Source organism: Gulosibacter macacae (assembly GCF_003865375.1).
GTDB classification, from domain to species: Bacteria; Actinomycetota; Actinomycetes; order Actinomycetales; family Microbacteriaceae; genus Gulosibacter; species Gulosibacter macacae.
The window spans coordinates 120989-146144 of sequence record NZ_RQVS01000004.1; the positions used below are offsets into that span (position 1 = coordinate 120989).

Here is a 25156-nt window from a genome sequence, read left to right on the forward strand (position 1 = left end):
CGTTTCAGTGGGGCTCGGTCGTGGTGCGCTGCGCGCGGCCTAGTGGAAGAAGTGGCGCTCGCCGGTGAAGTACATGGTGACGCCAGCCGCTTCAGCCGCCGCCTTGACCTCGTCATCGCGAATCGAACCGCCGGGCTGCACGATCGCACGCACACCGGCGTCGATAAGCACCTGCGGGCCGTCAGCAAAGGGGAAGAAAGCATCGGATGCGGCGACCGAACCCGCTGCGCGTTCGCCCGCCCGGTTGACGGCGAGGTGGCAGGAGTCGACGCGGTTGACCTGGCCCATGCCGACGCCGACCGAGGCGCCATCGTTTGCGAGCAGGATCGCGTTCGACTTCACCGCGCGGCAGGCGCGCCAGGCGAATTCGAGGTCGCGCAGGGTGGCGTCGTCGGCGGCGTCGCCGGTGACGAGCTCCCAGCTGCTCGAGAGGCCCTCGGCGGGGAACACATCGGCGCTCTGGGCGAGGAAACCGCCCGAAATCTGTCGCAGCTCAATGTCTTCGCGGGCGTAGTCGGCTGGCAGCGTGAGCAGGCGAATGTTCTTCTTCGCCATGAGGATCTCAGCGGCGCCCTCATCGAAGCCGGGGGCAACCACAACCTCGGTGAAGATATCGGCGAGGGTGGTGGCCATCTCGACCGAGACCGAGCGGTTCGCGGCGACCACGCCACCGAATGCTGAGAGCGGATCGCAGGCGTGGGCGCGACGGTGAGCTTCGGCGATGGCCTCAGCCTCGTTGGCGGCGTCGGTCGGGGCGACCGCAATGCCACAGGGGTTCGCGTGCTTGATGATCGCGACGGCCGGGTCGGCGAAGTCGTAGGCGGCGCGCAGCGCGGCATCGGCGTCGACGTAGTTGTTGTACGACATCTCCTTGCCGTGCAGTTGCGTCGCCTGAGCAATGCCGGCGCCGCCTGCGCTGCGGTAGAGCGCGGCCTGCTGGTGCGAGTTTTCGCCATAGCGCAGGGTCGCTTCGCGGGATGCGCTCACGGTGAGTTCTGCAGGGAAGCTCGCGCCCTGCGCATCCAGCACCTGCGCAAACCACCCCGACACCGTCGCGTCGTACTCGGCAGTGTGCTTGAACGCGGCCGCGGCCAGTTGTCGACGCTGCGCGGCAGTCGTGCCGCCAGCCTTGATTGCGGCGATGATCTCGTCGTATCCGGCCGGATCGACGACAATCGCCACGTTCGCGTGGTTCTTCGCGCTCGCACGCACCATGGCCGGTCCGCCGATGTCGATCTGCTCGACCGCATCCTCGTATTCGGCGCCCGAAGCGACCGTCTCGGCGAACGGGTAGAGGTTCACAACGACGAGTTCGAACGGCGCAATACCGAGCTCGTCGAGCTGGCGCTCGTGCGAGTCGAGGCGGAGGTCAGCGAGTAGGCCCCCGTGCACGTGCGGGTGGAGCGTCTTGACGCGGCCGTCGAGGATCTCGGGAAAGCCGGTCACTGCCGAAGCATCCGTGACGTCGATGCCGGTGTCGCGGATCTTCTGCGCGGTTGAACCGGTCGATACGATCTCGACGCCTGCCTCGGCGAGCGCCTGCGCAAGTTCGAGTACGCCCGTCTTGTCACTCACCGAAATGAGCGCGCGGCGCACCTCGATGCGGTCACGCTCGCGGCGAGCTTCGGTGATCTTCGGTGCGCTCATGCGGCAATCTCCTTGAGGTTGATGGTGCCGTCGGCGATGCGGCGGACCGTGTCGATGAGAAGTTGGCGTTCGACGACCTTGATGCGCTCGTGGAGCGTCGCCTCGGTGTCGTCAGGGTGAATTGGGATGCGGTGCTGCTCGATGATCGGGCCGGTGTCGACGCCGTTGTCGACGATCATCATGGTCGCGCCGGTTTCGGTGGCGCCGGCCGCGAGCGCGTCGCGCACGGCGTGGGCACCCGGAAACTCGGGCAGGAAGGCCGGATGCGTGTTGAGGAGCTCGGGCGAGAGTACGTCGACCACTCGCGGGGGCACGAGGCGCATGAAGCCGCTGAGTACGGTGAGGTCGGGTTCGTAGCTCTGGATGCGGTCGAGGAGCGCATCGCCCCACTCGGCGCGGTTCTCGTAGTCGCGGGGCTTGATCACGAAGCTCGGGATGCCGAACTCGTCGGCGAGCGCGAGGTTCGCCTGCTCGGTGTCAGCGCCAATCGCGACGACGCGGGCGTTGATCGGGGTGCTGTGCTGGTCAAGCGCGCTGTGCTGGTCGAGAGACTCGAGGAGCGCCCGGAGGTTAGAACCGGTGCCAGAAATGAGAACGACAAGCTTGAGCACTAGCCGAGTCTACCGCGCGGGCTCGTGCCCCCGCGTGTGCTGCGGCTCGCGAGGCCCCGCCGCCGTGGTCTCGATGCGCTTCGCTTACTCGACCAACCAAACTTGGTTCGTCGAGTAGGCCGAAGGCCGTATCGAGACGCCCCGCTACAACTCGTCGTCGAGGTCGGCGTAAATGTCTGGCTCGTCGGGGCGACGCAACACGTCGGATAGGTCACCATCGGGCGCCGATTTCGAACGGCGCGGGGCTTCCTTCGGGGCAGGCTTCGCAACTGGCTCGCGGGGCTGCACCTTCGGCATGGTGGTCCGAGCTTCCTCCCGCTCACGCTTCGCCCGCTCAGCCCGCACCTCGCTGAGGTCGATCGTGTTCGACGTCCCCTCCACCCGTGCAGTCGGCTTGTCAGCAGCCTTGACCTCGGGCTCCGCCGACTCAGGTTCATCGTCACCTTCGGCGAACACGAAACCACGCAGCCGCGCGCCGAGACCCGGGCCCTGCTCCGATGCATCCGAGTCGACTGTCGTGAGCGGCAGGTAGGCGCCAATCACACCACCAGCGGCGAAGATGCCGAACGCCGCGAGCATGACCCAGCCCGGCGCCGGACCAAAGTCAATGAGGCGGCCGGGGCCGAGTGCCCCGCGCGAGAGATGTGCGAGTACGCCAAGCACGAGCGCAGCGACGAGCGCGCCACCGACGGGAGCGACGAAGCGATCCCACCAGGGCGCCACCTCGGGGTCGGGTGTGCGCATCCGGGCGAGCATCGTGATGCCCACTGCCATCGCGAGCGGGAGCACGACGACTGCCCACCACACGGGCGGCAACGCATCCGGAATCAATCCCATGAGCGGTGCAATCGGCAGCGGTCCTGCCTCGGTGCCGCCGGGACCAGCGAGCGAACCAGAGCCGAGCGCGAACCCCGGGCCGAGCATCCACGAAATTGCCCAGCTGATGAGCGTCGGCACATAGGCGAGCTGCACGAGCGAGAGCGCGATCACGCCCCACACATCGAGGTGCAGGGCCTGCATGAGTCCGATCACGCGGCCCATGCCGGTGAAGACGGATACGAGCAACAGCAACGATGCGAGCGCCACCGCGCCGGCGAGTAGGCCCGCACCAGTGCGCAGGGCCGCGCCGAGTCGCGTCATCACCGCATCGGTGCGCTTACCGAGCCACTGTTGCCAGGGCACAAACTCCCACACGCGCACGCCGATGAGCATGGCGGCGAGCCAGAGCAGAGTGCCGGTGATGACGGCCCCGGCGGTATCGATGCGCACCATGCCGGGTGAGGCGAATTGCAGCGAGAGCCAGGATGCGATGGCAAACGCGAAGGTGCCAACGCCGAGTCCCAGCCAGGGCGAATCATCGTCGCTCGTGCGAGCACCGGCATGCCAGCCGACCCAGGCGATGAGGATGGCGAAGGCGAGGGGTGCGAGCGAGATGACGAACGCGAAGGGTTCGGCGAGCTGAAGCTGCGGCAGGAATTCGGGCGCGATCGTGATGCCCACTCCCCCGCCGAGGCCGAGCGCCCAGAGGGCTGAGGCGATGTCGACGAGCGTCGACCAACCGATCTCGTTCCAACCAGCCGTTGACAGCCAGCCAATGGTGGCGATGAGTAGCGGCACGCCGATGCCCGCGAGCGCGCAGAGTACGGCGTCGGCGAGCAGAGCGATCAGCGTGGCGGGGCGAGTCATGGCGTTATGAGGGTAGTCGAGAGTGATTCATGCAACTGGGTTCCGCGCCGCGCTTCAGTGCCCGGCCCGCACGAAAAGGCGGGCCAGACCGAAGTCTGACCCGCCTCTTGAGCTACAAGTGAGCTACAACCTAGAGCGAAGCGAAGATTTCCTTCATGATGTTCGCGGTTTCGGTCGGGGTGGTGCCCACGCGCACGCCGGCGGCCTCGAGGGCCTCCTTCTTCGCCTGCGCGGTACCGGCCGAACCGGTCACGATTGCACCGGCGTGACCCATGGTCTTGCCCTCGGGTGCGGTGAAGCCGGCCACGTAGCCCACGACGGGCTTGGTGACGTTCCCCTTGATGAACTCGGCTGCGCGCTCTTCAGCGTCGCCACCGATCTCACCGATCATGACGATGGCCTTCGTGTCGGGGTCAGCCTCGAACGCCGCAAGTGCGTCGATGTGGGTGGTGCCGATGACCGGGTCGCCACCAATACCGATGGCGGTCGAGATGCCGATGTCGCGCAACTCGTACATCATCTGGTAAGTCAGGGTGCCCGACTTCGACACGAGACCGATCGGGCCCTTGCCGGTGATGTTCGCCGGGGTGATGCCCGCGAGCGAGACCTCGGGCGAGATGATGCCGGGGCAGTTCGGGCCGATGAGTCGGGTCTTGCCGACCTCCTTGGCACGGGTCCAGGCCTCAGCCGAGTCCTTCACCGGGATGCCCTCGGTGATGGCAACGGCGAGCGGAATCTCGGCCTCGACGGCCTCGATGATTGCATCCTTGGCGAAGGCCGGCGGCACGAAGATGACGGTGACGTTCGCACCGGTCGCCTCCATGGCTTCCTTCACGGTGCCGAAGATCGGCAGTTCCTTGCCGACGAGTTCGATGGTCTGGCCCGCCTTGCGGGGGTTGGTGCCACCTACGACGTTGGCGCCGGCTTCGAGCATGCGAGTCGCGTGCTTGGTGCCTTCCGAGCCCGTGATGCCCTGGACGATGATGACGGAGTTCTCGTCAAGAAAAATTGCCATGTTGTCTGAATCCTTCTCAGTGCTTCGGGCCTAGGCGGCGTTCGCGAGTTCGGCAGCCTTGTCGGCAGCCTCGTCCATGGTCTCGACGACGGTGACGAGCGGGTGGTTGAAGTCGGCGAGGATCTGGCGACCCTCGACCACGTTGTTGCCGTCGAGGCGAACGACGAGCGGCTTCGAAGCCGAGTCACCGAGCGACTTGAGGGCGCCGACGATGCCGTTGGCGACCGCGTCACAAGCGGTGATGCCACCGAAGACGTTAACGAACACGCTCTTGACCTGCTCGTCGCCGAGGATGACGTCGAGGCCGGCAGCCATGACCTCAGCCGAGGCGCCACCACCGATGTCAAGGAAGTTCGCGGGGGTCACGCCGCCGTGGTTCTTGCCAGCACCGGCAACGACGTCGAGGGTCGACATGACGAGACCAGCACCGTTACCGATGATGCCGACCTGGCCGTCGAGCTTGACGTAGTTGAGGTCGTTTTCCTTCGCCTTGAGCTCGAGCGGGTCAGTGGTACCAGCGACCTCGGCGAGCGCAGTGTGCTCGGGGTGACGGAACTCGGCGTTGTCGTCGAGGGTGACCTTGCCGTCGAGGGCAACGATGTCGCCGCCGCCGGTGAGCACGAGCGGGTTGACCTCAACGAGGGTCGCGTCTTCGTCGCGGTAAACCTCGTAGAGCTTCACGAGCACGGGGGCGACCTTCTCGACGAGCTCGGCCGAGAAGCCAGCCTGCTCGGCGATCTCGCGGGCCTTAGCGTCGTCGATGCCGACGATCGGGTCGATGGCGACCTTCGCGAGGGCCTCGGGGCGCTCTTCAGCGAGCTGCTCGATCTCCATGCCACCCTCAACCGAGCACATGGCGAGGTAGTTGCGGTTCGCGCGGTCTAGCAGCACCGAGAAGTAGTACTCCTCAGCGATGTCGGCGCCAGCAGCGACCATAACGCGCTCGACGATGTGACCCTTGATGTCGAGACCGAGGATCTTCTGCGCGGCCTCGTAGGCCTCATCCGGGTTCTTCGCGACCTTGACGCCGCCGGCCTTACCGCGGCCGCCAACCTTGACCTGCGCCTTGACGACGGTCACGCCGCCGAGCTTCTCAGCTGCGGCCTTCACTTCTTCGGGGGTTTCGGCGACGATACCGGCCAGCACCGGCACACCGTGCGCTTCGAACAGGTCACGCGCCTGATACTCGAAAAGATCCACGTTGCATCCCATCCGCGGCCATGCCGCGTTTGCTTCGCTCTGGAGAGCATGGTTTGAGAAAGCGGAGCGCACTCACACGCATGGCGAACGCATTCGCACTGGGCTGTCATCGCTTCGTGCTGCTGTGCCGTCGTCTCCGTGCGCACCGTCTGCCAGCCTACCCCTCCTGAACGACCGTTCAGAAATGAATCTGGTTCGCTTTCGCGGGGATGAACTCGGGAGTTATCTACCGGGCACAGTGGGGATATCCCCCGTACGTCAATTACCGCCCCGTGCCAGGGTCGAAGTATGACTACCGCTCCACCACGCGCAGCCCGCCGCAAGCTCATTTTTTCGATTGTCTGGGTCGTTATCGGCTCGATAGTGGCGGCGACGCTGGTGAAGCTTGCTTTCTTCTCCGGTACCTCCGAAGCGGATGCAATGGTGCCGACCGGCACGCTCGAAACGCCGACCGTGACGGTTGATCGCTCGACGGTCGTGAACTCCTTCACGATTCAGGGCTCAGTTTCAGCCGATGCTGGCGTACCGATTCGCGCGACCGAGCAGGGCACGATCACTGATGTGTTCGTGAAGAACGGCGACAAGGTGAATCGCGGCCAAGTGCTCTTCGACGTGCGCGAGCAAATCGGCCAAACGAATCCCGAGGCCCCGGTCTCGGACGACCCCGATAAGCCTGCACCTCCGGCCCCGAGTCCCGAGCCGATCTATCAGTATCACTCGATCACTGCCCCGGCCGATGGCGTGATTTCGGGCTTCAATGTGCTCATCAAGCAGAACGTGACGATCGGCGAAGAAGTCGGCCAGATCGGCCCGGGCACGTTTACCGTCGTCGCCGACCTCACCGCCGCGATGCAGTACCGGATGCTCAACCAGCCGTCGACCGCGAAGGTCACTATCTCGGGTGGCCCGGCTCCGTTTGAGTGCAGCAATGTGCAGATTGGGGCGCCGCCGAGCGCCGATCCGAAGAAGCCTGCTGCGTCGGACCAGCCTGCCGACCCTTCTGCCGGCAGCACGAATCCCGATGCTTCGAAGGTGACCGGCCAGGTGCGTTGCGCCGTGCCCGCTGACCAGTCGGTGTTCGCCGGGCTCAACGCCTCGATCGAGGTCGTCGCCGGCACCGCATCCGATGTGCTCGTCGTGCCCGTCACTGCGGTGAAGGGCGACTACGCGACCGGCATTGTCTACACCCCGAACCCCGCCGGCGGTCCGCCGCTCGAGGTGCGCGTGGAACTCGGCCTCACTGACGGCACCTTCATTGAGGTGAAGTCAGGCCTCGAACAGGGCCAGACCATCCTGCAGTACGTGCCGAGCGAGGTGCCAGTGGCGAAGCCCGACGGCATGGGCGGTTTCGGCCCGGAGGTCGTCATCGAAGAGAACGGTTCGGAACCGGCGGCCCCCGAAGAGGGTCAGGGCGTCGAAGAACAGGGCGGCGAAGGATGAGCCATCGCGCCACACTCATTGACGGTCGCCTCGTCAGCTCGGATGCGGTGCTCGAAGTTTCCGGGGTGACGCGCGAGGTGACGCTGCCCGATGGCGAGACCCTGCGCATCCTGCGCGGTGTCGACCTGCGCGTCGGCGCTGGCGAACGCATCGCAGTGCTGGGACGCTCGGGTGCCGGCAAGACGACGCTGCTCAACCTGCTCGGCCTCATCGATCGCCCGACGAGCGGATCGATCCGCTTTCGCGGCCGCGACTCAGCTGGCCTGTCGCAGGCGTCGCTCGCACGCTTGCGCGGGCGCTCGGTTGGTTTCGTGTTTCAGCAGTTCAATCTGCTGGAGGGCCGCACTGCCCACGAGAACGTGGTGATGCCGCTCCTCTACGGCTCCCCCGGCCAGTTTTGGTCACGCGACAAGCTTGCTCGCGAGATGCTCGCCGAGGTCGGACTCGGTGATCGCGGTGACCAATTGCCACGCCAGCTCTCGGGTGGCGAACAGCAACGTGTTGCCACCGCCCGCGCGCTCGTGCGCAGGCCCGCGCTCATCCTCGCCGATGAGCCGACCGGCGCGCTCGATGTTGGTACCGGCAACGCCGTGATGGATCTCCTCGCGCGCATGAGCCGCGAGACCGGCGCCGCCCTCGTCACCATCACGCACGACCTGCAGGTGGCTGCGACCGCCGAACGCATCGTCATGCTGCAAGACGGCGTGCTTCGTGAGTGCACGCTCGACGAAGCCGAGGCCGCACTGCGATCGGATGCGGTGCGCGGAGCTTCCCGCCGGGAGGTACACGCATGAGCACGGTGAAGGAACGTCGCGTGCTCGCGCGCGCCTCGGAATCGGGCGGCCGCAGCACCGCAATCGCAGCAATGATCGTGGATGCGTGGAATGAGTTGCGCGTCAATCGCTTGCGCATTCTGCTCGCGCTCGTTGGCATCACGGTGGCCGTCGTCGGCCTGACCGGTGCTCTCGGACTCGGCACGATCATGCGCGACATGATGATTCAGACCGGCGAGCGGCAATCAGGGCGCACCGCAACGGTCACCGTGACGCTGCCGAGCGGCGATGAGCAGGCGAAACGCGATCGACTCGAGCGGCTCCCGAACGACTTCGGGGTGACCTCGTGGACGCATGTCGCCCAGTACAACTCGCGCGCGTGGACACCGGTGGCGCAGATCGACTTCTCGATCAATGCCGTCGACCCGAGCTACGAGACGCTCTATCGCGTGCATCTCGAGCAGGGCCGGTTCTTGGTGGCGGACGATGCGCAGCGACTCGCGCCCGCAGTCGTCGTCAACCACGCCCTATGGATGCAATTGGGTTCGCCCGATATCGCCACCAACCCGGGTATGACGCTCGTTTCAGGTGACCGCAGCCAGCAGGCAGTGATAGTTGGTGTGTCATCGGCGATGAGTGAGTGGGATACACCGACGGCCTTCATGCTCTATTCGGGCATGGACAAGGTCGTCAAGAACGAGACGAGCGACAGTGGCGGCAAGATCGCCATGTGGGTGCCGGAAGACATCGCCGACCAGTTTGCGCAACAGCTCAACCACCAACTCGGCAAATCGCTGGATGTAACCGCTTCTCGTGAAGACTGGGCGAAGTTTGGTGCCGATCAGCTCGCGAGTCTGCAGACCGGTGTGATCGCGGCGGCCGTCGGCATGTTCTTGCTCGGTGCGCTCGGACTCGTGAACATCAACCTCGTGACGATGCAGCATCGCGTGCGCGAAATAGGTATTCGGCGTAGTTACGGTGCGACGAGCGGACGCATCTTCTTTGGTGTGTTGCTCGAATCGGTAGTGGCCACGTTTGTGGCGGGGCTCGTCGGCGTGATGATTGCGATTGCGCTGCTGCAGAACTCGTTCATGGAGACGTGGCTGGAATCGATGGGCGTGTATGACCACAGCGCCTTCCCGATTGAGGCGGCGTTGATTGGACTCGCGGCCTCGACGGTGGTTGGTGCATTGGCGGGTGCGTTGCCTGCACTGAAGGCCACGCGCGTGCAGATCATCGAGGCGATCCGGTTCTAGGGCAGAGCGGCGGCGGTCTCGATCCGTCGCTGCGCTCCTACTCGACCACCCAGCGATGTTGGTCCATCGAGCGGTGCACTGAGGTTCTCGAAGTGTAGGCCGAAGGCCACCCCTTGGCTCATCGAGTAGGCCGCAGGCCACCCCTGGCTCATCGAGTAGGCCGAAGGCCGTATCGAGATGCCCACTCACCACACGAACGTCACCCGCCACCACCCGTCGGAGATTTCCTCCCGCAGCACCCACCCCTCCGTCCCGGGGTTTTCAGATGCGAGTGGAAACGCCGCTTCCGCTGCCTCTCGCTCGCCGAGGTGCATCAACACATCCTGGTTGAGGAAGCCGTTGCCGAAGTCGTATCCCTGGTATCCCTCCACCAGCACGCACTGCTTCACTTCGACGAATCCCACCCGCTCCGGGCAGACGCCAGCGGCCTCCGCGGCCTCGAGATCTGCCCGGATGCTCGGCCAACTCAGCTGCATTGGCACTCGCGCGCTGAAGAGCGCAAACCCGGTCGCGAGGAGCACCGGCGCAATCACGAGCGCCCAACGCATCCGCCGTTCGCGAATCGCCATGATGAGCAGGGTGACCAGCGGCACCACCGTGGCGAGGAACGCCAGTCCCGCCAACAGGGTGAGGAAGATATCGCCACCGCCCGGAATCGAGGTGAGATACCAGCCGAGCCCGAGATAGCTCGCCACGAGCACGCCGAGGATGACGGTCACCACGATGCCGGGGATGCGCTGCCCCTTGCGGCGCGCGTCGAGCACGGTCACGGCAGCCTCACGATCGCCCAGCCGTCGCCAAGTCGCTCGGAGATGACGCCACCACCCGGAACGCCAGACGCCTCACCAACGTGCATGACGACGAACGAGTTGATGAAGAACCCACCGCCGAAGTCGTAGCCGCGCTTGTCGAGCAGCTCAGTGCATCCCTGCACTGGCGCGAGCCCCGCGAACGCCGGGCAGCTGCCGTCGCGCTCGGCGGCCGCGAGGCTCGCTTGGATGAGCGGCCAGTGCAGCTTGAGCGGGAGTCCGCTCGAGGTCATGAGCAGGCCAAAGATGAGCGTTACGCCAGCCTGCAGGAGGGTTCGTGGCAGCTTCTTGCGGATAAGCGATCGAATGCCGAGCACGAGGAGAATCGTCGCGGCGACGAACAGCGGTAGGCCCGCGACGACGCTGAAGAGCACGCCGCCGCGGCCGGGGATCGAGGCGACCCACCACTGAAGTGCGAGCGCAATTGCGACGCTGATCCAGGTGGCGCGTTCGAGCGCATCCTTCGGGAACGCCAACGTCAGGCTGCGCAGATCGCTCAGCCTCGGGGTGTGTTCCTCGGTCATGCCGACAGTTTAGGTGGCGGCAGTTGCGGGGGCGTCGGTCAGGATGCTGAAGTGCGGTAGCCACCGGTGTAGTGCGGATGCGACTTCAGCGTGCTTTCCAGTGGCCGGGGCACTTTTCTGGGCGCGGCGCGGGGTGGCCTCAATACGACTCCGCTTCGCCTTAGTTGGTTGAGTAGCGCAGCGTATCGAAACCACGCAACTGGGGGCGCGGCGCGAAGTGGCCTCGATACGGCCTGCGGCCTACACTTCGAGAACCTCAGTGCACCGCTCGATCAACCAAAATATCTGTGGGTGGTTGAGTAGCGCAGCGTATCGAAACCACGACCTACCGCTCGCCGTCACGCCCCACGATCGCAATCGGCCCGGTGTAGTCATCCGCATCCCGCACCACCGAGATGCTCGAGGTGAAGAGATCTTCGCCAAACTCCTCGCGGGCCGCCCGCACTGCCTCGAGGTCGACCGGCAGCGTGATCGGCGCCGTAACCGGACCAAGCGGTGCCTCCACCGTGACGGTGTCGGGCGCGAGACGCACGAAGACGACGCCTGAGATGACGAGCGCGGCGCCGATGCCCTGCATCCAGCTCGGAATTTCGCTGAGGAGGATCGCCGACACGGCCATTGTTGCGAGCACTTCGAGCAGGCCCAGGAACGACGCGAGCCGCGAGCCGAGCACCTTCGCCGCGAAGACGCCGCCGAGGTAGCCCGCGACCGTGCCGACGAGCACGACGATCGCCATCGTCACCCACCACGGCACCTGCGTGCCGAACAGTTCCACCATGCCCCAGTTCGCTTCGAGCGGCACGATGCCGATGAGCCCGAGTGGCAGCAGCGTGAGCGCGCCGATCACGAGGCCGCCGCCGATGAGCGCGGTCGGTGGCAGATCATCCGGGATGCCCGCCGAGAGCAGGTAGTAGCCGCAGACCGACACTGCCGCGAGCGCCGCGAACAGGATGCCGAGCGGATGCAACGCACCCGTCGCGCTTCCGAGGTCAAGTGCGAGCACGAGCCCGATGATTGAGAGCGCCGCTCCCCCGAGTGACATCGCGGCGGGCCGATGCTTCGTGCGCACCCACGCGGCAAGGAGCAGGAGTACTGGCGCGAGGTACTGGATGAGGAGCGCAATACTCACGGGCATGAGCCCGATCGCCGAATAGTAGAAGTACTGGGTGGCCGCGACGGCGATGACGCCGTAGCCGAGCAGCCACTTCCAGCGGCGCATCCAGACACTCATGTCGTGGCGGGTGTGCCACAGCGCGATCGGCATGATCACGAGCGCGGCACCGATCATTCGCACGATGACCGCGGCACCCGAGGTCCAGCCATCAAGGAGCAGCGGTTTGACGAACGGACCAGAGCCTGCAAACGCGATGGCAGTCAGAATTGCGACGATCATGCCGGTGTTGCGATTGCGTGTCATGGCCCCTTCTTCAACTCGTTCGATGAGCCAATGTTAGGGATGCGCGGGGTCACTCGGCACTGTGCGCTCGCCCTGTGAGGGCACGGGTTGCTTGTGCTGGCGTTAGCGAGACGCTAGAGCTTCTCGAGCGGGGCGATCTTGATGAGGAGCTTCTTGCGGCCAACCTCGTCGAAATCGATTTCGGCGATGCGCTTGGGCCCAGCGCCGAGCACGGCACGCACGGTGCCTTCACCGAAGTCGGTGTGCTTGACGCGGTCGCCGGTGGCGAGTTCGAGCTCCGAGTTGTCGCGCACCGCCCCGGTGACGCGGTTCGCGAAGCGCTGGTTGTCGCGGGTCGGCTTGAACTCGCGGGTGAGACCGCGGCCAGCCGGCAACCCGCGTTCGACCGGCTCGCGGCGGCCGAAACTCACGGCCCCTGGTCGCGCGCCGCCGATGGCCCCGGGCATTCCGGGCGACTGCCGCCACTCGATGAGACCGTCGGGAATATCGTTGAGGAAGCGACTCGGCATCGCCACCGACGACTCACCAAACGTCGTGCGGCTCATTGCGAGCGACAGGTGCAGCACCTGCCGTGCGCGCGTAATGCCCACGTAGAACAGGCGACGTTCCTCGGCGAGCCCGCCCGGTTCATCCGCGCTCATCTTGTGCGGGAGGAGCGCCTCTTCAACGCCGGTGAGGAACACGGCCTGATACTCGAGGCCCTTTGCGGTGTGCAGGGTCATGAGCGACACGGCACCGGCTTCGTAGTCCAGCTCATCGGCCGCGGCCACGAGTGCCACTTCGGTGAGGAAGTCGACGAGATTGCCCTCGGGGTGCTGCTTGTCGAACTCCTTCGCGACGCTGATGAGTTCTTCGACGTTCTCGGCGCGCGCATCGTCTTGCGGGTTGCCCGTGGCGCGCAGCGTTTCGAGGTAGCGCACATCACTCACGAGCCGGGCGAGCATCTGCGAGACCGAAGCCGCGCCAGTGTTGCGTTGCGGATCAATCGAGGCCTCAGCGCGATCGAGTGCCGCGACGAGGTCGGCAATTGCGCCACGGACCTTCGGACCGAGACCGAGTTCATCCGCCCGTGCCATCGCCTCGCGGAAGGTGAGGTCGTTCGCCTCAGCGAAGTTCGAGATTGCCGTCTCGGTGGCGGGGCCAATGCCGCGCTTCGGCGAATTGATGATGCGCCGCACCGACAGCTCATCGGCCGGGTTCGCGATCGACATGAGGTAGGCGATCATGTCTTTCACTTCGGCGCGCTCATAGAACTTCGTGCCGCCAATCAGGCGGTAGGGCACGGCCGCGCGGATGAGGATTTCTTCGAGCGCACGGGTCTGGGCGTTCGTGCGGTAGAACACCGCGATGTCGTTGAAGCTCGTGCCCGAGTCGTGCAGCTTGTGAATCTCATCGGCGACGAATTGCGCCTCATCGTGCGCGGAATACCCGGTGTAGCCGACGATCTTCGCGCCGGTACCGGCGGTGGTGAACAGGTTCTTCTCCCGGCGGTCGAAGTTCTGACTGATCACCGCATTCGCGGCATCGAGGATGTTCTGCGTCGATCGGTAGTTCTGCTCGAGCAGCACCACCTTTGCGCCCGGGAAGTCGCGCTCAAACTCGGTGATATTGCGGATATCTGCGCCGCGGAACGCATAGATCGACTGGTCGCTATCACCGACGACGGTGAGGGATGCGGGCGGAATCGAGCCATCGTCATCGAGCTTGATGCGGGTATCGGCGGGCACATGCTGCGGTTCGGCACGACGGGTGAGCTCGCGAATGAGCGCGTACTGCGCGTGGTTGGTGTCCTGGTACTCGTCAACGAGCACATGACGGAACCGGCGCTGGTACAGCGCCGCGATTTCAGGATGCGCGCGGAAAAGCCAGACGGTTTGCGCGATGAGGTCGTCGAAGTCGAAGGCGCGATTGCGGTGCAGTTCGCGCTGATACTGCCGGTAGATCTCAAGCACGAGGGCGTCGCGCGGGTTCGACAGGTCGGCCTGGCGGGCAAAGCCGTCGGGGTCGATGAGTTCGTTCTTGAGCGCCGAGATGCGGTTGAGGGCGTGCGAGACGCTCACGCCGAGTGACTCGGCCTCAAGCGCCTTGACGATGCGCTTGCAGAGCGCCTTCGAGTCAGCACTGTCGTAGATGGTGAAGCCCTGCGGGTAGCCGAAGCGCTCAGCCTCGCGGCGCAGGATGCGGACGCAGGCGGAGTGGAACGTCGAGATCCACATGCCCTCGACGGCTTCGCCGAGGAGGTGGCCCACGCGCTCGCGCATCTCGGCGGCGGCCTTGTTCGTGAAGGTGATCGCGAGAATCTGACTCGGCCAGGCCTCACGGGTGGCGATGAGTCCGGCGATGCGGTGCGTGAGCACGCGCGTCTTGCCGGAACCCGCGCCCGCGATGATGAGCAGCGCCTCGCCACGGTATTCAACGGCCTCGCGCTGCGGCGCGTTGAGGCCGTCGACCAAGTCGGCCGGGATGGGAGCGGCGAAATCATCAGCAAAGAGGAATGTCATGACCCGACCGATTCTAGGCGGGGCCACCGACAGCTGGGGCGCAGTAGCACTTCCCGCATACGACCTCGTCAACAGAAGGGCGGATTCCGGGCCGATGATGCTCCCAGCGACGTCATCGACGCCAAATCCGCCCTTCGCGTGACGCGCTCACCTCGCCAAGGCAAGATGGAGCAATGTCTGCGCTCGCCACCGCCCTCGCACTCCAGCGACTGCTCGGTGAAAGCGCCGCACTGCGCATGTTGCGCGCCGACCGAGTCGCCCTCATCGCCGGCACCCTCGCAACTCACCTCGGCACTCCAGGCACCCGCATCGCCACCGATGAGTTGCACGAACTCATCGAACTCGACCTCGAAGACCTGCGCCCCCATTTCGATCTCGGCAACAAGACGGCCAAGGCCTATTGCGATGACTGGCGAAATGCTGGCTTTCTCATTCGACGGGCGGCCTCAACCTCTCGCGCTGAGACCTATGAGCTTTCGGCTTCCGCCATCACGGCCATCAACACCCTCCGGCAGTTTGATGAGCCCACCACCACGCTCACCGAATCGCGGCTCGCCAACCTTTCGGCCGCGATTCACCAGATCGCCATCGACACCGATCCCGATCACACCCGCAAGCTCGAATCACTCCTGCAAGAACGCGAACGCATTGACGCCGAAATTGCGAAAATCAACGCCGGTGAATCCACGACGCTCGACGACCGCGTTGCGATGGAAAGAGTCGTCGATGTCTTGCTCCAGGCGCAGAATCTCCCCGCCGATTTCGCAAGAGTGCGCGCCCGTTTTGAACAACTCAATCAAGAGCTGCGCACGAGCATCCTCGACTCTGACGAGCAGCAGAGCGCCGTGCTTGACGAGATATTTCGCGGTGTTGACCTCATCGAAGCCTCGGATGAGGGCCGCACGTTCACGGCGTTCTCGGCACTGCTCCGAAATCCCGAGCAATCAGCCCGACTCGACAGCGATGTCGCGGCAGTACTCTCGCGCGAGTTCTCAGCAGCGCTTCCTCCCGCATCCCGCCGCGCCTTTCGGTCGCTCATACGCGAGCTAAAAGACGGCAGCCGCGATGTACACGGTGTGCTCACTGAGTTCGCGCGTGGCTTGCGCCGCTACGTGCACTCGCAAGAGTTTCAGCGCGACCGAGTGCTCCGGGATGCACTGCAAACTGCGCTTGCCAGCGCCGTTGACGCGAGCAAGGTCGTGCGTCCCTTTACCGACATTGGCCTGGAGCTTGAACTGTCGGCGATGCAGTTCCGCAGCGTCGGGGTCATCGATCCACACGACCCTGTTGAATTTGATACTGGCGCGCCGCTCACGGTCGCTGCACCGGTGAGCATCGACATGTCGATCATCGCCGCGCTCGCGCGCGAAAGTGAGATTGATTTCGACGAACTCACGTCCAATGTGAACGCGACGTTCGCCGCCCGCGGACCGGTTAGCGTCGGCGAAGTTCTTGCCGAATATCCAGCCACTCAGGGGCTCGCGAGTCTCATTGGACTGCTTTCCCTCGCCACCCAACACGGTTTGCAGTGCCCGGATGAGGTCGAGCTGGTCGAATGGCAGGGTGTCGACGGCATCACCCGCAGCGCTGAGATCACCACTCAGGTGTTCACGACGACAATTGACTCATGAGTGACCCGCAGCCGCTGCCCGACGATGCTGGGTCGACGGCACTCTGGCCAGGCGATACCGGCACACTTCGCGAAAATTCGCGACGGGCGCTCCTGGAATTACTCAAAGGACCGTATCTTTCGGGTGTGCAACGGCCACAACTTTGGGCGGCACTCATGGTCGATGAGCGGGCAATTCGAGCGCGCTTGCACGAGCTCTTCCTCGATCTCGTCATCGATCCAATTGACGAGTTCGCATTCACGAAAAAGGCCGAAACGGGAGAGTTCTCAGCCCCGAGCGCATTGCGCCGCGAATCGCTCACATTTATCGACACGTCAATGCTGCTCGTGCTGCGGCAAATATTGTTGACTGCGCGAACCGAACAACGAGTCATCATTGGCCGCGAAGAAATCAATGAACGCCTGGCGGTGTATAGAACCGGCGATGAGGCAACGTTCTTGAAGAATCTCAACGGTGCCTGGAGCCGCATGCACGAGAAATTCCGGGTGCTGCACAAGGTAGATGACGAGCGTTCCGAGATCTCACCAGTGGTGAAATTCGTCATTGATGAACGACAAGTGCGCGCGCTCACCGAGACTTACGCGGCACTCGCCGTCTCTGAAGAGCAGGATGCATCTGCATGATCACGACCACGGCGTCACAGTGGCGACTTGCTGCAGTCGAAGTCGCTAATTGGGGCACCTTTGACGGCGAGATTCACCACATCCCCGTTTCTCGCGAGGGCCACCTTATTACCGGGCCTTCGGGGTCGGGTAAGTCATCATTGCTCGATGGCATCGCCGCCGTGCTCATTCCCGACAAATGGTTGCGCTTCAATCAGGCAGCGCAGGGTCCGCGCATCCGCGGCGATGACCGCGACCTCGTGAGCTACGTGCGCGGGGCATGGTCGCGCACGGCAAATGAACTTGAAGATCGCATCGAGAGCGCATTCTTGCGATCGGGCACCACCTGGAGTGGTGTGCTGTTGCGATTTGAACAGGATGCGGATGCCGCGCCGCTCGTGCTCGCCCGACTGTTCTTCTTACAGGGGAGCAAGTCCGCCCGTGCAGACCTGCGCGATCTGAGATTCCTTGAGCGCGGAGACGCCACACTGCTGGATTTGGAGCCATACGCCCGCACCGGGTTGAAGACCCGCCCCTTACAACAGGACCGACCAGACGCGATCGTCACGACCTCAGGCAAGCATCAGCAGTTCATTAGTCGGATGCGCAGCCAGCTCGGCATCAAAGATGAAACGTCGCTACGTCTCCTCCATAAGACGCAGTCGGCCAAGCACCTCGATAATCTCGACCATCTCTTTCGCGAGTACATGCTCGAGCGGCCCGAAACATTCGCCTTTGCCGACAATGCCGTCGAACAATTCGGCGAGTTACGCGACGCACACGACCACGTGGTGATGTTGCAACAGCAACGCGATCACCTCCTCAAGATGCAGGCAGTGTCGCGCAAATTTGATGAGGCCGCCGACACTGCCGCTTCATTGAGCGCACTCATTCAGCATGTTCGTCCCTACCAATTGCGTCGCGCCTTTGGACTCATGCGTGATGAACAGCGTCAACGCATCGAGCGCGCCCACACCCTTCAGATTGATGTGCAGCGCACCCAATCCGCGATGCGACAAGCCGACGACCACTACCGGCTCACCAGCCGCCGGGCGCTCGAACTCGGTGGCGGACTTGCCGAACAGCTCCACGACAAGCTCCGCTCTGCGCAAGTCGAGGCCGAAGCGACCGCGACAAGGTGGCGACGCTTGCGAGATCAGCTCGCCGAAGTCGGCATCAACGAACCCCCAACGACGGCCGCCGAGCATGCCGAACTGCGCTCGCAAATCGAGCACGAACTCGCCAGCCCCGGAACCCCCGGCCCAAGCCACGAACAATCAGCCCGCTACTTCACCGCCCGCACCGAAATCGAACGACTCGACCGCGATATCAAGGCATTGCGCCACAGCGGTGTGACCGTGCCTGATGCGCTCCTGCGCATTCGACACGAGCTCGCAACTGCGCTCCACCTCCCCGAAAACGTGCTGCTGTTCGCCGCAGAACTCATCGAGGTGCGACCCGAGTATCGGGATTGGACCGGCGCCATCGAGCGTGTCCTCCGCTCGTTCGCGCTCACCCTGCTCGTGCGCACCGAGCAGCTCGCGGCTGCGCGACGCTGGGTCGAGACTCACCGCATCCATGCCCGATTGGTGTTTGAAGAGGTGCGGACCGATGCCCCCACACCGCGACCCGCGCGCGCCGCCAAGTCACTCGTGCATCGGGTGGCGGTCGCTCCGGGGCCATTCGCACGCTGGGTTGAGGGGCAACTCTCGGAACGATTCGATATGGCCTGCGTCGACCACGTGGATGAACTCGATCATCACGTGCGGGCTGTCACCATCAGCGGCCAGATCAAATCGTCACGCACTCGCTACGAGAAAGACGACCGCATCGACATCGATGATCGTCAGCACTGGATTCTCGGCGACAAAGACGCCAAGCTCGAGACCCTCATCGAGCGCCGCCGAACTGCACAGACCGAGCTTGCGGCCGCTGAGGCTGAAGTCAAGCGCGCCGAAATGACCCGCGATCGCGACCAGCGGCGACGCGGTGCACTTGCGGCGCTCCGCCAACAGGAGTGGGCCGAAGTTGACCGTGACCACGCCGAACTGCTCGTCACCGAGATCGAAACGCAACTCGTGGCACTCACTCGCAATGACGCCGAGCTCCGCGACGCGGTCGAACAGGAACAGGAATCGCGGCGGCTCCTCGAGGCCGCGCGCAACGACTACGACGAGGCACGGATCGCGCAACGTCAGCACAGCACCGCCGCCGAGGAGCTCGCTGACGAGATCGCATCCGTACAAGCGGCCCTGGAGCGCGGCGAAATCCCCGAGGTGGATGCGCAGGTCACCGCCACCCTAGACGCCCGATTTGCCGCCGAACAGCGGCGCATCACTCGGCAACAGCTCGCCGATGTCGGGCAACGGGTCATTACTCTGCTCCACGACGAGCGAGATGCCGCTCAAGGCCGGTCGTTCCGGCTGAGTAATGAATTCGTCGTGCTCGCCGGAGAATTCGGCAATGCCTGGCCCGCGGCCATGGCCGATCTCACGCCGACGATCGACGATCGTCACGGATTTCTCGAACTGCTCACGAGCATCCTCAACCAGGGCTTGCCCGAACACGTAGAGAATTTTCAACGGCTGCTTCGGGAACGCTCCACCGATCTCGTCGGCAACCTTGTCAACGAAATCTTGGCCGCTCCGAGAGAGATCGAAGAACGGGTAGCACCGGTCAACTCATCGCTCCTTCGTTCCGAGTTCGATGCCGAACGGTTCCTCAGACTGCGCGTCAAGGTGAGCCGCAATGCCACCGTGGCGCAATTCATCAGCGATCTGCGGTCGGTTTCTGAGGGCAGTTGGCTCGACGATGATCTCGAATCTGCACAGCGGCGGTTCACGACGCTCGCTGAAGTCATGCGACGCTTCGGTTCCAGCGACGCCGTCGACCGTCGCTGGCGGGAACAGTGCCTCGACACTCGGATGCACGTGACCTTTCTCGCCGAAGAAATCGATGCGGATGGGCGGGTGCACGCCACTTACGACTCAGGTGCGGCGATGTCGGGTGGTCAACAACAGAAGCTTGCGTTCTTCTGCCTCGCCGCCGCACTTCGGTTTCAGCTGGCCGACACCGACGACGCGGTACCGAAATACGGCACCGTGCTGCTCGATGAAGCCTTCGATAAGGCGGATGCTCGCTACACCCGCATGGTGCTCGACGTGTTTCGCGAGTTTGGATTTCATCTCGTGCTCGCGACACCGCAGAAGCTGCTGCAAACGATTGAGCCCTACATTGGCGCTGCCACTTCGGTCGAGAACCCGAGTCGGCGCAAGTCGGTACCGGCAACGGTGGTCTGGGAGCAACGGGGCGAAGTGTCGGAGCCAGTCGCATGATGAGCGTGAACGACGCACGCGCAACCGCGAGCGCCCGACTCGAACGCAACCTTGGCAGCTGGGCGGTTGACCCTACGAACGCGTCCTTGCCCGCGTTCGCAGCGGCGCTGCATCCACCGACACAGTCGCAGGCACTCGCCGATGTGCGCGCAACAGAAGCATGGGTACGCGAGTGGGCCGCTTTCTCGCTCGACGGTGCTGTGCTTGAGTGGCAGCCGCGCAAGTGGTCGGCCTTGGGGTCGCAACAGGTTCCGGTGCGGATCACGATCACCGAGGTGGCGACGGTCGCCAAGTTTGTTGGCGGCTCGCTGCAGCGGCGCTGGTCAGAGCTTCGTGATCGAGCCCAGCTCATCCGTGACGAACTAGGTGACTCAGCCGCACTCACCCCGGTTCTGCGCCGAAATGCGCGAACGTTCGAGGGGTACTCGCCGGAACGATTCACGCAGTTCTTGGCGGCCGTGCAGTGGCTTGTGGAGCATCCGGTTGATGGCCTGCGGCCGCGACAAATTCCGGTACGAGGCGTCGATTCGAAGTGGTTTCGCGACCACCGCTCCGTCGCTTCGGAACTGTGTCTCGCCGTGACCGGACGCGCCGGGCTCGGCATCATCGATAGCGATCCACTCATTCGCGTGCGCGTGCTTGACTCTGCTCTCGCGCCCGGCGGAGTTGCCGAATTCGCGGCACCAGTGGAGCAACTGGCGGCACTGCCCCTCACGCCTGCGGCCGTATTCGTATTCGAGAACCTTGAATCGGTGCTCGCGATGCCGCAATGGCCTGGAGCGGTCGCAGTGCATGGCTCGGGCTATGCGGTGGACGTGCTCACGCAGATTCCTTGGGTGCTCGAGCGGCCGGTGATTTATTGGGGCGACCTCGACGCAAATGGATTCGCTATTCTGCATCGCTTGCGAAAGTCGCACGCAGCGGTGACGTCAGCGCTCATGGATGCGTCGACGTTGCTCATGCACCGCGACCTCTGGGTGGTTGAGACGAAGCCGCCACGCGGGAGGCTTGACACATTGACTCCGGTCGAGGCCGAGGCGCTCGCGGTGCTGCGGGATGAGGGTGATGCTCGGCTTGAGCAGGAGCGGATTCCTTGGGCGTACTCGCTGGCTGCGTTACAGCGGGTTTGGGCCGAGGTTACTGGCAACTGATCTGCAGGGAATCGCCGATTCGGGCTCGATGATGGCGCTGTGAGCGGCGGCGGCGGCGACATGGCACCGCCCCGCAGGTGGCCGCGTCAACGGAGGGGCGGATTCTGGGCCGATCATGCTCCCAGCGACGTCATCGACGCCAAATCCGCCCTTCGCTTGACGCATCCCCGCAGACGACCACTAGCCGAGCAATACCCGCACCGCCGCAGGGTCGTCAGCGAAGAGCACATCCACGCCAGTGTCGGCGAGGTAGCGCACCCACCCAGCCGCATCGCCAGCAAACGCCGTCGGCAAGAATCGCTCTTCGAGCCGCAAGGTATAGGCGAACACCTCAAGCCCAAGCGCATGCGCCTGGTCAACCAGGTCGCGGGTGAGCACCTCACACCGCACCGAAATCCCGTTGGCCCACTCCCCGACCTCGGCGAGCCCCTCGGCGGTCAATCGAGCCGGGCCCTCTTCCTCGTCAAGTCGGCCGCGGCCATCTTCAACAAGCTGGATGCGCTTGCCCGGCAGCCCCGCATCCCGCAGCCGCTGCAGCACCGGCACTTCGAAACTCTCCCAGCGCAACTCCGCGAGGGCTGGTGCATCCCAGAGTCCATCGAGCTCCGCACGAAGCAACTCCACGTAGTCGAAGCCGAGCCTCAGTGTGCGGGCATCGTGCTTGAGCTCAATTACGAGCCCAACTCCGGGCGCTTCGGCCGAGGTGAGTTCGACGAGCTCGCGCAGGCGCAGCATCCCCTCTTCACCGTCATGCGCGGCCGAGGCGGGGCGCAGCTCGGGCCATCGCTCGATGCCACGCAGCGTGCGCAGTTCATCCCAGTTGAATTCCTCCACGAACCAACCCGAGGCGGCGATGCGGCCCGCGCGCTTGCGGGTGAAGCGGCTCGCAAACTCCGGTCGCGACGCGATGTCGGTCGTGTCATCGAGACGCGGTTCGTGAATCACCGCGAGCACACCGTCGCGAGTCGGCACGACATCGGGTTCAACGAAATCGACTCCGGCTGCGAAGGCTGCACGGTAGCTCGCGGGTGTGTGCTCGGGGAAGACTGCCGGGGCACCCCGGTGGCCAATGATGCGCGGACGATTATTCACCGGCCCATTGTGCGCGCTGTCAGTTACGCCCGGGTGACCAACGAGTGGTGGTCGCGGCGACACGAAACCGGAAAACCAAAGGGCCGCTCCCCCGAAGGAGAGCGGCCCTGGCAGAACTACTTAGTCGTTACCGCGCAGAATCGCGATGAGACGGAGCAGCTCGAGGTAGATGAACACGACGGTCGAGATGACCGCGTAGGCACCAAGCCAGCCGTACTTGCGCGGGGCACCCGCACGAGCACCGTTCTGGATGAACTCGAAGTCGGCGATGAGCATGTAGGCACCCATGAGCACCGCGAAGATGCCGAGGATGACACCAAGCGGGATGCCGAAGATCTCAACGCTGGTGCGCAGGCCCCACGGGTCGCTGTTGATGCCGGTCATCACCAGACCGAAGTTGATGAGCGAGAAGACGAGGTAGGCGATACCGGCGATCATGAAGAACTTCGTGATCTTCGGCGAGGTGCGCACGCGGCCCGACGAGAACAGCGCCAGGGTCACACCCACGACGACGAGCGTCGCGAGCACGGCCTGCACGACGATGCCCGAGTACATCTGCTCAAGGAAGCTCGAGAAGCCACCCACGAGCAGGCCCTCTGCCACCGCAAAGGTCATGATGAGCGGAACGCTCACCTCCTTCTTGAAGGCGATGACGAAGCCGAGGATGAGCGCGACGAACGAGCCGCCGATCGCGAGCATGAGGTTGAGCGGCGACGGAATGAACCAGGTGATCGCCGCGGCCACGAGCAGCACACCCATGAGCAGCGCACCCTTGGCGACCGTGTCTTCCACGGTCATGCGCTCCATCTGGTCGGCGCTCGGTGAAGGAAGGTCGAACTGGTGGTTCAGCGCGTCAGCACCCGGAGTGGGCATCGACTGCCACTGCGGCTGGCCGGGCTGCTGGCCATAGGCCTGGCCCGGCTGCTGGCCGTAGGGCTGCTGACCGCCGTACTGCTGACCAGTCTGGGGCTGCCCATACTGCGGCGCACCTTGCTGGCCCTGCTGGTAGGCGTACGCGGCGCGCGCCTGAGCGGCAGCCTGGTCGGCGTTGCCGTTGAAGTAGGGGTTGCGCTCGAGCGCGGGATTCGCCATGGGATCACTCCGTGTTCTGTCATATTCGGCGGAACTTCGGTCAGTCTACGGAGTCAACATCGCGCACACCCCGGGGATTCCCGGAAATTTCACGCTCAGCGGACGTATTTCACCCGCTGGTGTGACATTGGATGCGGTTCAATCCCGCGGTTCGTTCGCATCCCGCCGGTGCAACAAGAGTCGCGGGAGGAGAAGAAAGACCGCGAGCACGCCCGTCGCGACGAGCACGAACGGGAGCGCCGCGGTGTCGCCGAACAGGATGCGCAGCGCCAGGCCGCTCGTCACGGTCACCACCCAGACGATCACGCCGGCGGGCCAAAACTTCGACGGCTGCAACCGGGTGACGAGCACGATGACCCAGGCGAGCACGAGCGCGCCGAGGAAGGGCGCAGCCGTGCCGAGGATTTCGAGTGGCCCGAGTCCGCCTTCGTGTGCCGCCCGGCCAAGCGCCGCGAACACGATCACCAGGATGAAGTCGGTGACGAACGGGATCCAGGACTTGTGGGTGTACGCGGCACGAAGGAATTGCATGGCTCCAGGGTATCGAGCGAGCGACGGCCCCACGTTGGGTGGTCGAGTAGGCGGAGCGAAGCGGAGCCGTAGCGAGGCCCCGCAACCTGAATGGTTACCCTGCCACCATGCCCACTCTCGCTGAAACTCGCCGCATCCTCGCTGACCCGACCCGCATCGTCGTGCTCACCGGCGCCGGCATGTCGACCGAGGCCGGTGTGCCCGACTTCCGCTCCCCCGGCGGCCTCTACTCAAGCGACTTTCACGGGATGCATCCCGAAGATCTACTTCACGTCGACACCCTGCGCAATCAACCCGAGCTCTTCTACGAGTACCTGCGCACGCGGCTCGCGTTCTCGGCGAAGCCCGACGCGTCCTATCGGATGCTCGCGGAGCTTGAACGAGCCGGTCGCGTGATCGGGGTCGTCACGCAGAACATCGATGGCCTGCATCACGAGGCCGGGTCGCAGAGTGTGGTTGAGGCGCACGGGACGCTGGCGCGCTTTAGTTGCGCGCGTTGCGGACGAGCTGCCGACACCGCGACGATGATGACGCCGGGCACCGCGATTCGCTGCGAATGCGGTGGGCTGATTCGCCCCGAGGTCGTGCTGTACGGCGAGGGCTTGGATGCGCTTGATGACGCCATTGACCTGGTGGCCGAGGCGGACGCGATGCTCGTGCTCGGCACGTCGTTGCTCGTGCATCCGGTGGCGGGATTGCCGCAGCTGTTGCTGCGGCAGGGCAAGCCCGTGGTCATCGTGAATCGCGAAGCGACGCCCTATGCCGATTACGCGGGGGTCGTCGAGATTAATGCTGGGATCGGCGAGACGCTGCCGGAATTGTTTGGCTAGCGGGCGGGGTCTC

20 protein-coding genes are annotated in these 25156 nt (G+C 64.5%); 8 read left to right on the forward strand and 12 right to left on the reverse strand.

Translation table 11 applies throughout. The annotated features are described in order from the left end of the window. Positions 1-39: 39 nt before the first annotated feature. From purH to sucC, 5 genes are all read right to left on the reverse strand, one after another. Entirely contained in the window at positions 40-1647 is a 1608-nt protein-coding gene (purH, locus tag EG850_RS04380) for a bifunctional phosphoribosylaminoimidazolecarboxamide formyltransferase/IMP cyclohydrolase (protein ID WP_124970525.1), read from the reverse strand. Then, the gene (gene purN, locus EG850_RS04385) at positions 1644-2258 is read right to left on the reverse strand and encodes a phosphoribosylglycinamide formyltransferase (protein ID WP_124970527.1); all 615 of its coding nucleotides are present in this window, start codon (positions 2256-2258) and stop codon (positions 1644-1646) included. Before purN ends, purH begins: the two co-directional genes overlap by 4 nt. A 144-nt stretch (positions 2259-2402) precedes the next feature. Beyond that, on the reverse strand, positions 2403-3944 hold the full coding sequence (locus EG850_RS04390) for a cell division protein PerM (protein ID WP_124970530.1): 1542 nt from the start codon (positions 3942-3944) through the stop codon (positions 2403-2405). 130 nt (positions 3945-4074) lie between these two features. Continuing rightward, entirely contained in the window at positions 4075-4959 is an 885-nt protein-coding gene (gene sucD / locus EG850_RS04395) for a succinate--CoA ligase subunit alpha (RefSeq protein ID WP_124970533.1), read from the reverse strand. 30 nt (positions 4960-4989) lie between these two features. Then, the gene (gene sucC, locus EG850_RS04400) at positions 4990-6159 is read right to left on the reverse strand and encodes an ADP-forming succinate--CoA ligase subunit beta (protein ID WP_124970536.1); all 1170 of its coding nucleotides are present in this window, start codon (positions 6157-6159) and stop codon (positions 4990-4992) included. A 288-nt stretch (positions 6160-6447) separates the two neighbouring features. On the opposite strand from sucC, the gene EG850_RS04405 reads away from it, so the two are divergent. From EG850_RS04405 to EG850_RS04415, 3 genes are read left to right on the forward strand one after another with little or no spacing between them, the layout of a single operon-like run. Further along, entirely contained in the window at positions 6448-7599 is a 1152-nt protein-coding gene (locus EG850_RS04405; protein WP_124970539.1) for an efflux RND transporter periplasmic adaptor subunit, read from the forward strand. Beyond that, positions 7596-8393 (forward strand): ABC transporter ATP-binding protein, encoded by a 798-nt coding sequence (locus EG850_RS04410; RefSeq protein ID WP_124970542.1) that lies wholly within the window; start codon positions 7596-7598, stop codon positions 8391-8393. Before EG850_RS04405 ends, EG850_RS04410 begins: the two co-directional genes overlap by 4 nt. Beyond that, positions 8390-9628 carry an ABC transporter permease gene (locus tag EG850_RS04415; protein WP_124970545.1) on the forward strand — a complete coding sequence of 413 codons (1239 nt, stop codon included), beginning with the start codon at positions 8390-8392 and terminating at the stop codon, positions 9626-9628. Before EG850_RS04410 ends, EG850_RS04415 begins: the two co-directional genes overlap by 4 nt. A gap of 185 nt (positions 9629-9813) precedes the next feature. Here the strand turns inward: EG850_RS04415 and EG850_RS04420 are convergent, their stop codons facing one another. The 4 genes from EG850_RS04420 to EG850_RS04435 all read right to left on the reverse strand — a co-directional run bounded on the left by EG850_RS04420 (position 9814) and on the right by EG850_RS04435 (position 14879). Then, entirely contained in the window at positions 9814-10398 is a 585-nt protein-coding gene (locus EG850_RS04420) for a hypothetical protein (RefSeq protein WP_124970548.1), read from the reverse strand. Next, on the reverse strand, positions 10395-10961 hold the full coding sequence (locus EG850_RS04425) for a hypothetical protein (RefSeq protein WP_124970551.1): 567 nt from the start codon (positions 10959-10961) through the stop codon (positions 10395-10397). The genes EG850_RS04420 and EG850_RS04425 overlap by 4 nt, the downstream gene beginning before the upstream one ends. Positions 10962-11286: 325 nt before the next feature. Further along, a complete protein-coding gene (locus tag EG850_RS04430; protein WP_124970554.1) occupies positions 11287-12378 on the reverse strand; it encodes a DMT family transporter in 1092 nt (363 codons plus the stop codon). Between the two features lie 113 nt (positions 12379-12491). Further along, complete coding sequence (locus EG850_RS04435) at positions 12492-14879, reverse strand: ATP-dependent helicase (RefSeq protein WP_124970557.1); 2388 nt, start codon at positions 14877-14879, stop codon at positions 12492-12494. 173 nt (positions 14880-15052) lie between these two features. On the opposite strand from EG850_RS04435, the gene EG850_RS04440 reads away from it, so the two are divergent. From EG850_RS04440 to EG850_RS04455, 4 genes are read left to right on the forward strand one after another with little or no spacing between them, the layout of a single operon-like run. Next, entirely contained in the window at positions 15053-16510 is a 1458-nt protein-coding gene (locus tag EG850_RS04440) for a DUF3375 domain-containing protein (protein WP_124970560.1), read from the forward strand. Then, a complete protein-coding gene (locus tag EG850_RS04445) occupies positions 16507-17133 on the forward strand; it encodes a DUF4194 domain-containing protein (protein ID WP_124970563.1) in 627 nt (208 codons plus the stop codon). The genes EG850_RS04440 and EG850_RS04445 overlap by 4 nt, the downstream gene beginning before the upstream one ends. After that, a complete protein-coding gene (locus EG850_RS04450; RefSeq protein ID WP_124970566.1) occupies positions 17130-20447 on the forward strand; it encodes an ATP-binding protein in 3318 nt (1105 codons plus the stop codon). The genes EG850_RS04445 and EG850_RS04450 overlap by 4 nt, the downstream gene beginning before the upstream one ends. Beyond that, positions 20447-21598 (forward strand): Wadjet anti-phage system protein JetD domain-containing protein, encoded by a 1152-nt coding sequence (locus EG850_RS04455; protein ID WP_235829211.1) that lies wholly within the window; start codon positions 20447-20449, stop codon positions 21596-21598. Before EG850_RS04450 ends, EG850_RS04455 begins: the two co-directional genes overlap by 1 nt. 180 nt (positions 21599-21778) lie before the next feature. Here EG850_RS04455 and EG850_RS04460 read toward each other — a convergent pair whose 3' ends face one another. The 3 genes from EG850_RS04460 to EG850_RS04470 all read right to left on the reverse strand — a co-directional run bounded on the left by EG850_RS04460 (position 21779) and on the right by EG850_RS04470 (position 24313). After that, complete coding sequence (locus EG850_RS04460) at positions 21779-22690, reverse strand: glycerophosphodiester phosphodiesterase family protein (protein WP_185714940.1); 912 nt, start codon at positions 22688-22690, stop codon at positions 21779-21781. A gap of 120 nt (positions 22691-22810) precedes the next feature. Further along, positions 22811-23782, reverse strand: coding sequence for a Bax inhibitor-1/YccA family protein (locus tag EG850_RS04465; RefSeq protein WP_124970575.1), 972 nt, complete (start codon positions 23780-23782; stop codon positions 22811-22813). Positions 23783-23920: 138 nt separating this feature from the next. Further along, on the reverse strand, positions 23921-24313 hold the full coding sequence (locus EG850_RS04470; protein ID WP_124970578.1) for a DUF3054 domain-containing protein: 393 nt from the start codon (positions 24311-24313) through the stop codon (positions 23921-23923). Positions 24314-24420: 107 nt separating this feature from the next. On the opposite strand from EG850_RS04470, the gene EG850_RS04475 reads away from it, so the two are divergent. Next, on the forward strand, positions 24421-25143 hold the full coding sequence (locus EG850_RS04475) for an SIR2 family NAD-dependent protein deacylase (protein ID WP_124970581.1): 723 nt from the start codon (positions 24421-24423) through the stop codon (positions 25141-25143). The last annotated feature ends 13 nt before the right edge of the window (positions 25144-25156 follow it).

Coding starts and splice junctions, on each gene's coding strand:
- EG850_RS04435 (WP_124970557.1), bottom strand. CDS start 14,879: ATGACATTCCTCTTTGCTGATGATTTCGCCGCTCCCATCCCGGCCGAC.
- EG850_RS04455 (WP_235829211.1), top strand. CDS start 20,447: ATGAGCGTGAACGACGCACGCGCAACCGCGAGCGCCCGACTCGAACGC.
- purH (WP_124970525.1), bottom strand. CDS start 1,647: ATGAGCGCACCGAAGATCACCGAAGCTCGCCGCGAGCGTGACCGCATC.
- EG850_RS04445 (WP_124970563.1), top strand. CDS start 16,507: ATGAGTGACCCGCAGCCGCTGCCCGACGATGCTGGGTCGACGGCACTC.
- EG850_RS04475 (WP_124970581.1), top strand. CDS start 24,421: ATGCCCACTCTCGCTGAAACTCGCCGCATCCTCGCTGACCCGACCCGC.
- EG850_RS04440 (WP_124970560.1), top strand. CDS start 15,053: ATGTCTGCGCTCGCCACCGCCCTCGCACTCCAGCGACTGCTCGGTGAA.
- EG850_RS04390 (WP_124970530.1), bottom strand. CDS start 3,944: ATGACTCGCCCCGCCACGCTGATCGCTCTGCTCGCCGACGCCGTACTC.
- EG850_RS04465 (WP_124970575.1), bottom strand. CDS start 23,782: ATGGCGAATCCCGCGCTCGAGCGCAACCCCTACTTCAACGGCAACGCC.
- EG850_RS04450 (WP_124970566.1), top strand. CDS start 17,130: ATGATCACGACCACGGCGTCACAGTGGCGACTTGCTGCAGTCGAAGTC.
- EG850_RS04430 (WP_124970554.1), bottom strand. CDS start 12,378: ATGACACGCAATCGCAACACCGGCATGATCGTCGCAATTCTGACTGCC.
- EG850_RS04415 (WP_124970545.1), top strand. CDS start 8,390: ATGAGCACGGTGAAGGAACGTCGCGTGCTCGCGCGCGCCTCGGAATCG.
- sucD (WP_124970533.1), bottom strand. CDS start 4,959: ATGGCAATTTTTCTTGACGAGAACTCCGTCATCATCGTCCAGGGCATC.
- EG850_RS04470 (WP_124970578.1), bottom strand. CDS start 24,313: ATGCAATTCCTTCGTGCCGCGTACACCCACAAGTCCTGGATCCCGTTC.
- EG850_RS04410 (WP_124970542.1), top strand. CDS start 7,596: ATGAGCCATCGCGCCACACTCATTGACGGTCGCCTCGTCAGCTCGGAT.
- EG850_RS04425 (WP_124970551.1), bottom strand. CDS start 10,961: ATGACCGAGGAACACACCCCGAGGCTGAGCGATCTGCGCAGCCTGACG.
- EG850_RS04405 (WP_124970539.1), top strand. CDS start 6,448: ATGACTACCGCTCCACCACGCGCAGCCCGCCGCAAGCTCATTTTTTCG.